Source organism: Hymenobacter ginkgonis (genome assembly GCF_009755225.1).
Classification (GTDB): Bacteria; Bacteroidota; Bacteroidia; order Cytophagales; family Hymenobacteraceae; genus Hymenobacter; species Hymenobacter ginkgonis.
The window spans coordinates 202,358-215,290 of record NZ_WQKZ01000001.1 but is presented as its reverse complement, the minus strand read 5'-3'; the positions used below and the strand labels follow the sequence as shown (position 1 = coordinate 215,290).

Below are 12,933 nucleotides of genomic sequence, written 5' to 3'. Positions count from 1 at the left end.
GCGCTTGTGCGCAGCAGGACGTTCTTTAGTTAAGTGGTTTGCAGCCTTCGAGACGGCTAAAATGGCGGCTCCTCGCCAAAGCTGTTGCTCTTCGGAAAAGCCACGGGCGAGGGCGCATCGTTCATCTTGCTACCCAGGCGAATAGTATTGGGCGCAAAGCCGGCGCCTGGGGCCCCTCCCCCCCCGCCAGCCTCCGAGTCGAAGTTGCTGGTAGGAAAAGAGTTCGGCGTGTACGCGGCAGCGGCGTCGCCAAATCCCGCGTCGCCACCATCGAAGCCGTCGAGGTCAGCAAACTTGGTGAAGCGGCCGATGAACTTGAGCTGCACCGTTTCGAGCGAGCCGTTTCGGTGCTTGGCAATGATAACCTCGCCCATACCCTGGGTAGGGTTACCCATCTCGTCTTCGGTAATCTTATAGTATTCAGGGCGGTACAAGAAGATAACCATGTCGGCGTCCTGCTCGATAGAGCCCGATTCACGCAGGTCACTCAGCTGAGGCTTCTTGTCGCCGCCGCGAGTTTCCACCGAACGCGAGAGCTGCGACAGCGCAATCACCGGAATGTTCAGCTCCTTGGCAATGCCCTTAAGCGCCCGCGAGATGCTGGCAATTTCCTGCTCGCGGTTGCCACCCGGCCGGCCGGCTTCGCCGCCGCTCATCAGCTGCAAGTAGTCGATGATGATGAGCTGAATATCGTGCTGCGACTTGAGGCGCCGGCACTTGGCCCGCAGCTCGCGGATACTGAGCGCAGGCGTGTCATCAATAAAAATCGGGGCCGACGACAGGGCCGAAATCTTGTGGTTGAGCTGCGCCCACTCGTAGTCGGCGAGGTTGCCTTTCTTAATCTTCTCAGAGTCTAGCTCCGCCTCGGCCGAAATCAGACGATTGACGAGCTGCAACGACGACATTTCAAGTGAGAAAATGGCGACTGGCTTTTTAAAATCGACCGCCGCGTTGCGCATGGCCGACACCACGAAAGCGGTTTTGCCCATGCCTGGCCGCGCCGCAATAATCACGAGGTCAGAGGGTTGCCAGCCGCTCGTAACGCGGTCGAGGGCCGAGAAGCCGGTGGGTACACCGGTGAGGCCGTCCTTCTGGTGCTTCTTTTCTTCGAGTTCCTTAATGGCCTTCACCATCAAGTCCTGCATCGAATCGACGCCCTTGCGCATGTTGTCTTCCGACACTTGGAAGATGTTTTTCTCGGTGGCGTCGAGCAGCTCAAAGACGTCGGTAGTTTCCTCGTAGGCGTCGCGCAAGATGTCGGTAGCCGTGCGAATGAGTTCGCGCTTAATGGCTGCCTCCAAGATGACGCGGGCGTGGGCCTCGATGTTGGCGGCCGAGTTGATTTGCATTGTGAGGCCGGCCACGTAGCCTACCCCCCCAGCGGCCTCCAGCTCGCCCATTTCGCGCAGCTCCTGCACCACGGTGAGCTGGTCGATGGGCTCCGACTTATCGAACAAGTTACTGATGGCCTTGTAGATGCGCTGGTGGCCGTCTTTATAAAAGCTTTGCGATTTGAGAATATCGACCACCGTAGTAAGGGCATCCTTCTCCAGCATGAGGGCGCCAAGCACGGCAGCTTCCATTTCGAGGCGCTGCGGGGGCAGCTTACCGCTAGGCGACAGCGGCACGGGCAGCCGCGCGCCGCGCCCGCCCTGGAAGGCGGCAGCGGCGCGGGCCGCAGATTGCTTAAGGCGGTCGTCCATACGGTCGTTCATGTAGGCAGGCAGGGGCAAAAGGCGGATAATAGAGCAAGTGGCCACCTCCGAAAAAGCGACCAGGCCAGGCAGGACCTGAACTAACAAAGCTAACTTAAAGCAGACGAAATGAAAGCTGGCCCCGCCTATTTCTTTTAAGCAGCAGGCCAGCTCGACTGGGAACGCCGCCGTACTTTCGCCCCCTTCAACCGGCTGGCTGCGCGCTGCTTAGGCACTGGCTTTGCGTGGGCTGGCGGCCCTACCCTGGCCGCTAGCAGAGAGCAGTATTAAGCCGTAAGTATTTAACAAAAAGACACTTGGAAAATATCCATCTGATTGCCGTGGGCGGTAGCATTATGCACAACCTGGCCCTGGCACTGCACCGGCGCGGGGCCCACGTAACGGGTTCGGACGACGAGATTTTTGAGCCCGCCCGCGCTCGCTTGGCCGCCGCCGGCCTCCTACCCCCCTCCGAAGGCTGGGACGCTGCCCGCATCACCCCCGACCTTTCGGCCGTGATTGTGGGCATGCACGCCCGGCCCGACAACCCCGAGCTGGCGCGTGCCCAAGAGCTGGGCCTGAAAATTTATTCCTTCCCCGAGTACATCTACGAGGCCAGCAAAGACAAGCAGCGCGTGGTAATTGGCGGCTCGCACGGCAAGACGAGCATCACGGCGCTGATTCTGCACGTGCTGCGGTTTCACGGCCGCAAGTTTGACTACGCGGTGGGCGCGCAGCTGGCAGGCTTCGATTTGATGGTGCAACTCACGGACGACGCGCCGATTATCATTATCGAAGGCGATGAATATTTGTCGTCGCCCATCGACCGGCGGCCCAAGTTTCACTTGTATCAGCACCACATCGGCGTGATTTCGGGCATCAGCTGGGACCACATCAACGTGTTTCCGACCGAGGAAATCTACCGCGAGCAGTTCGAGATTTTTGCTCGCCAAACCCCCAAAGCTGGCGTGCTCATCTACGACCGCGACGACGAGCAAACCCAGCTGGTGGCCGTGCCCACCAGCCCCGATGTGCGCTACGTGGGCTACGGCCCGCACGAAAATATTATCCGCGACGGTCAAACATTCCTTGTCACTAAGAAGGACGAGGAAGTGCCCATTCAAATATTTGGCGAGCACAACCTGCGCAATATTTCGGCGGCTAAGGAGGTGTGCAAGCAGCTGGGCATCAAGGGCAAGGATTTTTATAAAGCCGTGGCCACGTTCAAGGGTGCGGCGCGGCGGCTCGAATTGGTGCAGGCCGGCGCTACCTCGGTGGTGTACAAGGATTTTGCCCACGCGCCCAGCAAGTTGCGCGCCACAGCCCGCGCCCTGAAGCAGCAGTTTCCGGCGCGTCGGCTGGTGGCGTGCCTCGAGCTGCACACGTTTAGCTCGCTCAACCCGGCCTTTTTGCCGCAGTACGCGCACTGCTTCGACGCGCCCGATGTGGCGGTGGTGTATTTCAACCCCCACGTGCTGGAGCACAAGCGCCTACCCCCCCTCGCGCCCGAGCAGGTGGCGGCGGCCTTTGCGCGGCCCGACCTGCGCGTGTTCACCGACAGCCGGGCGCTGGCGGCCTTCCTGCACGAGCAGCAGTGGGCTAATGCCAACCTGCTGCTGATGACTTCCGGCACCTTCGACGGCCTCGACCTCCCGGCCCTAGCCGCCGAAGTGGTGGGGTAGCGTTTGGGCTAATTAGCTGCTTTTTTCGTGCCTGAGGCTTCGCGGTGAGGCCCGCGGGGTATCAGGCACGTTTTATCCTCACCTTCATGACTATTCCGCCGCCTACGCTTAAGCAGGTTATTGACTTCGTGCTCTTGATGCTCACGGTGGTGGGAGGGGCAGTTATTGGCGCGGTGCAGTATCGCCGCCTGCCGCAAAACCTGCGCTACCTCGCCTGGCTGGCTTGGTTTGAGCTGCCGCTGGAGCTGCTGGGTAGTGCGCTGGGGTTTTTGCACCACAACAACCTGTTTATCATGCCTTTTTACACGGTGGGCGAGCTGGCGCTGCTGGCGCTGGTGTACCGCAGCACCTTGCAATCGGCCGCTTTCAACCGGGCCCTGCCGTGGCTGGTGGGCGGCTTCACGGCCTACACCGTGCTCGATAGCCTGCTGGCCGCCGACCTCACGTCGTGGTTCCGGCCTGGGCAGCAGGTCATTCAGAGCTTGCTTATTTTGGGAATGGTAAGCCTTTATTTTCGCAAGCTGCTGCGCGAACTGCTCGTGCGGCACCTCGAGCGCGAGCCCATGTTCTGGGTGTCGGTGGGGCTGGCGCTCTATTTTGTGGGCTACCTGCAAATTGCGCTGTTCAGCAACTACATGCTCAAGCACTATTCGCTGCAATTCAACCGGAACATCTGGAATATCAATTTCGGGCTGACCCTCGTGCTGCACAGCTGCTACTGCTGGGCGCTGGGGCGGCGCGGGCAGCCCACGGCGCCGGCTTGGCCCACCGAGGTGGGGTAGGGCTGGTTTTGCTTGAGCATTTGCTTTACGTAGTTTTGGCAGCAAACCTCAGCTAACCAGCGCAGTAAGCGGCGCCGAGAGCGGGGTTTTGCCCCGGCATGTCTCCCTTACCGTTTTTGCTATGAACCTGCTCGAAGCCCGCGCCGAACGCATTCCGACCACCATCTACCCCGACTCGGAACAGGCCTCCGTGGCGGTAGCCCGCGAGGTGGCCCGTCTCATTCGGGAGCGGGCGGCGCAGGGGCGGCCCGCCGTGCTGGGCCTAGCCACCGGCTCTACCCCCACCCGCCTCTACGAGGAGCTGGTGCGGCTGCACCGCGAAGAAGGCCTGAGCTTTGCCAACGTCATCAGCTTCAATCTCGACGAGTATTATCCCATGACGCCCAGCTCGTTGCAGAGCTATGTGCGCTTCATGCACGAGTATTTGTTCGACCACATCGACATTCGGCCCGAGAACGTGCACATCCCCGATGGCACGGTGCCACCCGAGCAAGTGGCCGAGTTTTGCCGCCGCTACGAGGAGCAGATTCGCGAAGCCGGCGGCATCGATTTGCAGCTTCTGGGCATCGGGCGCACCGGCCACATCGGCTTCAACGAGCCGGGTTCGGGGCCGGCGTCGCGCACCCGCCTCATCACCCTCGACCACATCACGCGCACCGATGCGGCCTCCGATTTTTACGGCGAAGAGCACGTGCCGCGCCGCGCACTCACGATGGGGGTAGGCACAATTTTGGAGGCCCACGAAATTGTGCTGCTAGCTTGGGGCGAGGGCAAAGCCGCCGTGGTGAAGCGCATGACCGAGGGCGAGCCCACCGACTCGGTGCCCGCCACCTACTTGCAGCGCCACCCCCACGTGCGCGTGGTGCTCGACGAGGCCGCCAGCGCCGAGCTCACCCGCGTGAAAACGCCCTGGCTGGCCGGCATCGCCAGCAATTGGCAGCGGCCCGCCACCGTGCGCAAAGCCGTGACGTGGCTGGCCCACCAACTCGCCAAACCCATCCTCAAGCTCACCGATGAGGAATACAACGAGCACGGCCTCTCGGATTTGCTGGCCGAATCGGGCCCGGCGTATAGCATTAATATCAAGGTGTTTAACGAGCTGCAACACACCATTACGGGCTGGCCGGGCGGCAAGCCCGACGCCGACGACACCTATCGCCCTGAACGCGCCCTACCCCCTCATAAGCGAGTGCTCATCTTCTCGCCGCACCCCGACGACGACGTGATTTCGATGGGCGGCACGCTGCTGCGTCTCGTGGACCAGGGCCACGAGGTGCACGTGGCCTACCAGACCTCGGGCAACATTGCCGTGTTTGACGACGAGGCCATTCGCTTCGCGGATTTTGCGGCGGAATACGACCAGCTATTTCAGCAAAACGACCCGGCGGGCGAGCAGTTCTACCACCGCGTATCCGACTTTTTGCATACCAAAGCGCCCGGCCAGGTCGATTCGGCCGAGGTGCAGCAGCTCAAGGGCCTCATTCGGCGCGGCGAAGCCAAAGCTGCCTTGCGCTACGCCGGCCTCGACCCCGACCAGCGCGCGCACTTTCAGGACTTGCCGTTTTACGAAACTGGCCGGGTGCGCAAGAAGCCACTGGGCGAGGAAGATATCCAGCTCACCATCAATCTGCTGAATCAGATTCGGCCGCAGCAACTTTACGCAGCCGGCGACCTCTCGGACCCGCACGGCACGCACCGCGTGTGCCTAGCGGCCATTTTTGAAGCGATACACCGCCTGCAAGCGGCGGGCAGCGAGTGGCTGCCCGACTGCTGGGTGTGGCTCTACCGCGGTGCCTGGCAAGAGTGGGACGTGGACCAGATTGAGATGGCCGTGCCGCTTTCGCCGCAGGAGCTGATTCGCAAGCGCCGCGCCATTTTCAAGCACCAAAGCCAGAAAGACCGCCCGCTGTTTCCGGGGGCCGACCAACGCGAATTTTGGCAGCGCGCCGAGGAGCGCAACCGCACCACCGCCAAGCTCTACGACCAGCTGGGCTTGCCCGAGTACGAGGCCATTGAGGCGTTTGTGCGCTGGCATTTTTAGACTGATTAAAAGGGCCTGTTCTCCTCTTAACAAAAAGAACGTTATAAAAGAGGCGGTCCTGCTCATCTGGTGTCCGCTTGCCGAAGCACCGCGCTCGCTTCATCTAACGAGGCGAGCGCGGTGCTTCGGCAAGCGGACACCAGATGAGCAGGAGGTTCTTTTCAGCACTATTCCTCCCAATTCCTTACCAGCCCTACCCCTCCCTTTATGCGCTACCTACTTATGCCCTGCACCGTGTACACTGGCACCGAAGTTTTGCCCGACCACGCGGTGCTTATTAACGGCGAGCGCATTGAAGCAGTGCTGCCCGCCAGTGGCGAGCTACCCGCCGAGGTGCCCCGCCGCGATGGCCGTGGCCTGCACCTGTGCCCGGGCTTCGTGGACTTGCAGATTTATGGCGGGGGCGGCGTGCTATTCTCCGTAGAGCCCACGCCGGCAGTGTTGGCGCGGCTGCGGGCGCACACGCTGCGGCACGGCACCACCAGCTTTATGCCCTGCCTGCCCACCAGTCCGCCCGCCCTGATGGCGCAGGCACTGGCCACCGTGCAGGCCGCGCTGCCCACCATGCCCGGCCTGCTAGGCCTGCACCTCGAAGGGCCCTACATCAACCCGCTTAAGAAAGGTGCCCACCAGGCCGAGTTTATCCAAACCCCTACCCCCCAAGCTATTGACGAGCTGCTGACCGCTGCCGCCGGCGCTCTCCGCTTGATGACGCTGGCCCCCGAGCGCGTGAGCCCACCCGTGGTGGCCCGGCTGCGGGCGGCGGGGGTAGTGCTGTCGGCGGGGCATTCGGCGGCCACGTACGAGGAGGCTTCGGCAGCTTTTGAGCAGGGCGTTAGCACGACTACGCACTTGTTCAATGCCATGTCGGGGTTTGAAAGCCGGGCACCGGGTTTGGTGGGGGCCGTGTACGACGCGGCCCAGGTCCAGGCAAGCATCATCGCCGATGGCGTGCACTGCGCTTACGCAGCCCTGCGCATCAGCCAAAAAATACTGGGCGAGCGCCTGTTTCTCATCACCGATGCCGTGGAAAATAGCACGTACGGCGCCTACCGTTTTCACCAGCAGGGCGACTATTTTGTGGATGAAAACGGCACGCTGGCCGGCTCGGCGCTCACCATGCTCACCGCCGTGCGCAACTGCGTGCAGCACGTGGGCCTACCCCTACCCGAAGCCTTGCGCATGGCTTCGCTGTACCCCGCGCGAGTGATTGGCTTGGCCAACGAAATCGGCCGCATTGCGCCCGGCTACCGCGCCGATATGTGCTTGTTTGACGACGACTACCAGGCCCACGCCACTATTATAAGCGGCGAATTTCACGCCTATAGCGCGGCACCTCACGCCTATAGCGCGGTACCTACGGCTTAGGCGCGGTGGGTAGGGGTCGGGTGCGGCGGCCGCTGTCGTTGGCAAGCAGTACGGCTAGGGCCGTAAGGGCGAGGCGCAAGGCCCATTTGCTGGCAGTGTTCATCGGCGCACAAATACTTCGTTAGCGGTTAAGACTTGGAGCGTGCAGCTGCTACCCCCCACGGTATCGTCGCAGGTAGTGCCCACGATTTGGCCATCCTCAAAGTCGAAGTAGCAGGTGGGGCAGCCCGTGCTGCTGAGCACGTAGCGGTCGGCGTTGGGCGTGAGGTAAAACGTGCCGTCGTCGGTGCCGCGCAGGGGCAGCGCCATGGCCCGAAACTTCCCATTGTTCAGGCCCATACCTATCAGGAAGTAGGCGGGCTTGTCTTTGGGGTCGCCGGGGGCTTTGCGCACTAGCACGCGGTCGATGACTGTGCCATCGTGAAACTGCCGGATGAGCGCCGAGGCCAGCACCGACTGCGGCGTTTTATAATCGACTACCCCCGCCTCGGTCAGCTGCATGATTTGCCGGCTGCTGGCCGCGCCGCTCAGGGCCGCGTCGGCGTTGCTGATGCTCTGGCCTGAGCGCGTGGGGTCGGCCTGCTCGCGGCGCCGGGTAGTTTCGCACGAAGATGTTGAGAACATTAACAACCCCGTGAGCAAGCCCAGCAGCAGCAGTCCAAATAAGCGGGAAAGGGTACGCATTGCGGTAGAAGTAGGGCGTATAAAGTATAAATTAGCGGCGCTCAGATTGCAAAACGATAAATGTAACACGCACCCAGTCAAGCACATGAATAATCATATTTAATTCATAATTTATAACTTCTAACTCCTACTTCCCGCGCTAGCGCGGCTTGTAGTACTTCTGGGCTTCGGGTAGCAAGCGCTGCAAATCGGCCACGCGGGTAGCATCGGCGGGGTGGCTCGACAAAAATTCGGGGGTAGTGTTTTGGCTCTGCGCGGCCATGCGCTGCCAGAACGGAATTGCCTGCGCTGGGTTGTAGCCGGCCATCGCCATGAAGATGAGCCCCAGGTGGTCGGCTTCGCTCTCCTGGTTGCGGCTGAACTTGAGCAGCAAGCCCTGGGCACCTAGCTGCGTACCCGTGCCCACGGCACTAGCAAAAATGCTGTTAGTGGCCGCCGGGTTCTTGGTCAGCGCCGTCGATACGGCCGTGGTGCCGAGTTGCGCCAGCATCTGGTCGCTCATGCGCTCGGCACCGTGCTTGGCTACGGCGTGGGCAATCTCGTGGCCCATTACCACGGCCAGGCCGGTTTCGTCGCGGGTGAGGGGTAGGATGCCGGTGTACACGGCCACTTTGCCGCCGGGCATGCACCAAGCATTCACCGTTTTGGGGTCGTCGATGAGGTTAAACTCCCACTGGTAGCCTTCGAGCTGGCTCGACTGCCCTTGCTGCCGAAAATACTGCTCCACGGCCGCCTGAATGCGCTGGCCTACGCGCCGCACCATGGCTACTTCGGTGGCATTGGTCGAGAGCTTGGCCGTGCCCAGCGTTTCCTTGTACTGGGTAACGGCTAGGGCGTTCATCTCGCTATCGCCCACTAGGCTCAGCTGGCGGCGGCCCGTGATGGGCACCGTGGTGCAGCCAGCGGCGAGTAGCAGGCAACTGGCAAGTACAATTTTTTTAAGCATGGGAAAGGAAGGTTTTGCTGAAAGAAGAGCGAGGCGAACCCGGCTTAAAACAGCACATATAAGGCCAGTTTTAAAGCCGGGCAGCCGAGCCTATACGCAACCGGGCGGGGGAAATGTTTACTTTGTGCTTTGGAGAACGCCCCAGGCCGGGCGCAGCCCCCACCCCAAAACCAGCGTACTCCCCCTGCCTTTAGTCCCTCTGTTCATGAAAATTATTTGCATCGGCCGTAATTACGCCGACCATATTGCTGAGCTGCAAAACGAAACGCCCGCCGCCCCCGTCATTTTCCTTAAGCCCGAAACGGCGCTGGTGCAGCGCGGCCAGCCGTTTTTTGTGCCCGCCTTCTCGCAAGACGTTCACCACGAGCTAGAGTTGGTGCTGCGCGTGAGCAAAAACGGCCGCCACATCGAGGAAAAATTTGCGCACACCTACTTCGACGCCATTGGCCTGGGCATCGATTTCACGGCCCGCGACCTGCAAAGCGAACTCAAGAAAAAAGGCTTGCCTTGGGAGCTGGCCAAAGCCTTCGACGGCTCGGCGCCCGTGTCGCCCACCTTTAAGCCAGTGGCCGACTTCCCCGATTTTGCCAACATCAACTTCCAGCTCGAAGTAAACGGCGAAGTGCGCCAGCAAGGCAATTCGGGGCTGATGCTGCACCCGTTTGCCAAAATTATCGCCTTCGTGTCGCAGTACATCACCCTCAAGCAGGGCGACCTCATTTTTACGGGCACGCCCGCCGGCGTGGGCCCAGTAAAGCCGGGCGACGAGCTAGTTGGCTACTTAGAAGGCGAGAAAATATTGGAAGTGCCCGTGCGGTAATACTGGCGTAGCCCTACCCCCTACCCCTGCCCTGGGGAAAGGGGAGCTACGGCGACGTTACATTAGAGAACGTCCGGCTCCCCTCGCCCGCAGGGCAGGAGTAGGGGGTAGGGCTGCACATACAGTTAGCGCTAGCCACTGCTTTATCCTTCTTCTCTTCCGTTATCCAAGCTATATATTTTGCTGACTATAAACTTGTTGCGCCGGCTCGCGTTGCCGGCGTTGGGTGCTATTCTATTGCTACCCCCTACCGCCCGTGCCCAAGACGAGGGAGATGACACGGCGGCGCATCGGCCCACGGGGCCCATTCGGCCGGCGGCTACGGCCGCCGGAACCTCGGCATCGGCCGTGGCAACCGGCTACTTCCTCATACCAGTGGCGCCCGGCCAGCCGGGCTACCTGGCCGCCAGCATGGGCGAGCTGCGGCCCAACCACTTCCACGGCGGCCTCGATGTGAAAACCGGCGGCGGGGTTAATAAACCCGTGTACGCCTCGGCCGATGGCTACATCTCGCGGCTCAAGCAGTCGTCGTTTGGCTACGGCAACGTGCTGTATATCACCCACCCCAATGGACTGACAACGGTGTACGGCCACCTCAATAAGTTTGAGTGCGCAGTGGGCGCCGAGCTCCTGCGCCACCAGTACGAGAAGCAGACCTACGAACTAGAGCTGTTTTTCGACAAAAACCAGTTCCCGGTGAAGCGCGGCCAGGTGGTGGCGCTTTCGGGCAACACCGGGGGCTCGGCCGGCCCGCACGTGCACTGGGAAGTGCGCGACGCTGAGCAGCGCCAACTAAACCCCTTGCAATGGGGCGGCCTGCCCGAAATTCAGGACCATGTCGGGCCCATTTTGCAGGCCCTGGCCGTAGAGCCGCTGGCTATCGGCGCGCGGGTGCGCGGGCGTTTCGAGCGGGCCCTGCTGGTGCCGAAGTTGCAGCCGCTGGCTGGCGCCCACACTACCTGGCCCGATACCATTGCCTGCTTTGGGCAGGTGGGGCTGTTGCTGCAAGGCTTCGACCGCTTTGATAATGCCTGGAATAAGAACGGCATCCAGCGCGTGACGGTGCGCGTGAATGGCCAGCCGCACTACCAGCACGTTATCGACGCGGTGCCTTTTCCGAACGGCTCGCGGCAGGTCAACAATTTTGTCGATTATTTCTACCAGCACACCACTGGCCGCATGCTGCAAAAGCTGTGGGTAGACGAAGGCAACGACCTCGGCTTCTACACGCCCGCCGGCGCTGGCCAGGGCAAGCTGAACGTGGAAGCTGGCAAGGTCTATAGCATTGATATTGAGCTGGCTGACTCCTACGATAATAAGAGCACAGCCCACTTGGTGCTGCGCGGCGAGCCTGCCAAATACGCCGAGTTTTCTGGCGCAGCCGCGGCACCCGCTATCCCGAAGCTGCGCTACGACATTACCCGCAACTTGCTAAAAGTGACCGTGGCGGCCGCCGACAGCGGCAACCTGGTGCTGCGGCGCGGCAACCGCACCCTCCAAATCCGGCCTAGCTACGCGGCTGGGCACGAAGCTACTTACCTCTACGACCTGCGCGCGGGCCTGCCCGACTCGCTGTTTTTTGAGGGGGTAGAGAAGGCGTTTGACCGCCAAGTGATGATACCAACCGGCCAGGAAACGAGCTACACCACGGCGCACCTCAACCTGATTTTTGGGCCGCAAACGTTGTTTTCGCCCCTTTACTTAGGCACGGCCTACCACGCGGCCACGGCCGCCGCCCCCGAAACTTGGACGATTGGCACGCCACTGGTGCCGCTCTACCTGCCGTTGCGCCTCACCCTGAAGCCCACTACCCCCCCCGCCGACCTACCCCGCACCGCCATCTACAGCGTGACGGCCAAGGGCGGCCGGGCCTACGTGGGCGGCACCTGGAACGAGACGGGCACCCAGATTTCAGCCAACGTGAAGCAGTTTGGGCAGTTCCGCCTCTACACCGATACCAAGGCGCCCGAGGCGCGGCTGCTGGGCCGCCAGGGTGGGCAGTTGCTGTTTCGGGTGGGCGACGATATGTCGGGGCTGGCTTCGTACCGGCTGCTCATTGGCGGGCGCTTCCGGTTGCTACGCTATGAGTATAAGAACAATACGCTCTTCACGGTGGCCGGCGATACCCTAGGCCCGGCCCTGCGCGGCCCCGCCGAGCTGCGCCTCACCGACCAGGTCGGCAACGAGCGGGTAATTCCGCTGAGCTTGTAATTTTATTTTGCCCGTCATGTTGCGCAAAGCGCAGCATCTCTACCGCTTCGATTGATTAGTAACCTGAACAACGTGGTAAAGAGGCTGTGCTTTGCTCGGCATGGCATTTTTTTTCAGTGTCTTTCACCTCCGACCAGTTAACGAAAATGCTTCCCGAACCCGGCACCATTGCGCCCGATTTCACCGCTCCCGACCAACACGGTAATACTTTCGCCCTAAGCAGCTTGCGGGGCAAGAAAGTGGCTTTGTATTTCTACCCCAAGGATGATACGCCCGGCTGCACCGCCCAAGCCTGCAACCTGCGCGACAACGAAGGCCTGCTCGCCGCCCAGGGCATCCAAGTAGTGGGCGTGAGCACCGACGACGCGGCCTCGCACGGCAAATTTGCGGCGAAATACGACCTGAATTTTCCGCTCGTGGCCGATGCCGACAAAGCCATTGTGCAGGCCTACGGCGTGTGGCAGGAAAAGAAAAACTACGGCAAAACTTACTGGGGCACCGTGCGCACCACCTTTCTCATCAACGAAGAAGGTGTCATTGAGAAGGTTATCAAGCGCCCCGATACCAAGGAGCACGCCGCGCAGGTACTGAAATAGGTACGGTCAAAAAAGAACGTCATACTGACGAAGGAAGCATCTTAGTAGGTTCGCTGGGGTGCAAATCCACTGAACCTGCCAAGATGCTTCCTTCGTCAGCATGACGTGC

Annotated in this window: 10 protein-coding genes; 7 read left to right on the top strand and 3 right to left on the bottom strand. The window is 61.2% G+C overall.

What is annotated here, in order from left to right:
* Window positions 1–56 precede the first annotated feature (56 nt).
* Window positions 57–1,703 (bottom strand): replicative DNA helicase, encoded by a 1,647-nt coding sequence (dnaB, locus tag GO988_RS00840; protein ID WP_157562660.1) that lies wholly within the window; start codon window positions 1,701–1,703, stop codon window positions 57–59.
* Between the two features lie 308 nt (window positions 1,704–2,011).
* Between dnaB and GO988_RS00835 the strand changes: the two genes are divergently transcribed.
* From GO988_RS00835 to nagA, 4 genes are all read left to right on the top strand, one after another.
* Window positions 2,012–3,376, top strand: a complete 1,365-nt coding sequence (locus tag GO988_RS00835; RefSeq protein WP_157561643.1) for a UDP-N-acetylmuramate--L-alanine ligase — start codon at window positions 2,012–2,014, stop codon at window positions 3,374–3,376.
* A gap of 86 nt (window positions 3,377–3,462) precedes the next feature.
* Entirely contained in the window at window positions 3,463–4,158 is a 696-nt protein-coding gene (locus GO988_RS00830) for a hypothetical protein (RefSeq protein WP_157561642.1), read from the top strand.
* A 121-nt stretch (window positions 4,159–4,279) separates the two neighbouring features.
* On the top strand, window positions 4,280–6,199 hold the full coding sequence (gene nagB / locus GO988_RS00825; protein WP_157561641.1) for a glucosamine-6-phosphate deaminase: 1,920 nt from the start codon (window positions 4,280–4,282) through the stop codon (window positions 6,197–6,199).
* 207 nt (window positions 6,200–6,406) lie between these two features.
* A complete protein-coding gene (gene nagA, locus GO988_RS00820; protein ID WP_157561640.1) occupies window positions 6,407–7,567 on the top strand; it encodes an N-acetylglucosamine-6-phosphate deacetylase in 1,161 nt (386 codons plus the stop codon).
* A 99-nt stretch (window positions 7,568–7,666) separates the two neighbouring features.
* On the opposite strand, the gene GO988_RS00815 is transcribed toward nagA, so the two are convergent.
* Together GO988_RS00815 and GO988_RS00810 are read right to left on the bottom strand one after the other, a co-directional pair.
* Window positions 7,667–8,251, bottom strand: coding sequence for a hypothetical protein (locus GO988_RS00815; protein ID WP_157561639.1), 585 nt, complete (start codon window positions 8,249–8,251; stop codon window positions 7,667–7,669).
* Window positions 8,252–8,390: 139 nt separating this feature from the next.
* Window positions 8,391–9,197, bottom strand: a complete 807-nt coding sequence (locus tag GO988_RS00810; RefSeq protein ID WP_157561638.1) for a M48 family metallopeptidase — start codon at window positions 9,195–9,197, stop codon at window positions 8,391–8,393.
* Window positions 9,198–9,402: 205 nt separating this feature from the next.
* On the opposite strand from GO988_RS00810, the gene GO988_RS00805 reads away from it, so the two are divergent.
* The 3 genes from GO988_RS00805 to bcp all read left to right on the top strand — a co-directional run bounded on the left by GO988_RS00805 (window position 9,403) and on the right by bcp (window position 12,824).
* On the top strand, window positions 9,403–10,017 hold the full coding sequence (locus GO988_RS00805) for a fumarylacetoacetate hydrolase family protein (protein ID WP_157561637.1): 615 nt from the start codon (window positions 9,403–9,405) through the stop codon (window positions 10,015–10,017).
* A 180-nt stretch (window positions 10,018–10,197) separates the two neighbouring features.
* A complete protein-coding gene (locus tag GO988_RS00800) occupies window positions 10,198–12,228 on the top strand; it encodes a M23 family metallopeptidase (RefSeq protein WP_157561636.1) in 2,031 nt (676 codons plus the stop codon).
* Window positions 12,229–12,374: 146 nt separating this feature from the next.
* The gene (bcp, locus tag GO988_RS00795; protein WP_157561635.1) at window positions 12,375–12,824 is read left to right on the top strand and encodes a thioredoxin-dependent thiol peroxidase; all 450 of its coding nucleotides are present in this window, start codon (window positions 12,375–12,377) and stop codon (window positions 12,822–12,824) included.
* The last annotated feature ends 109 nt before the right edge of the window (window positions 12,825–12,933 follow it).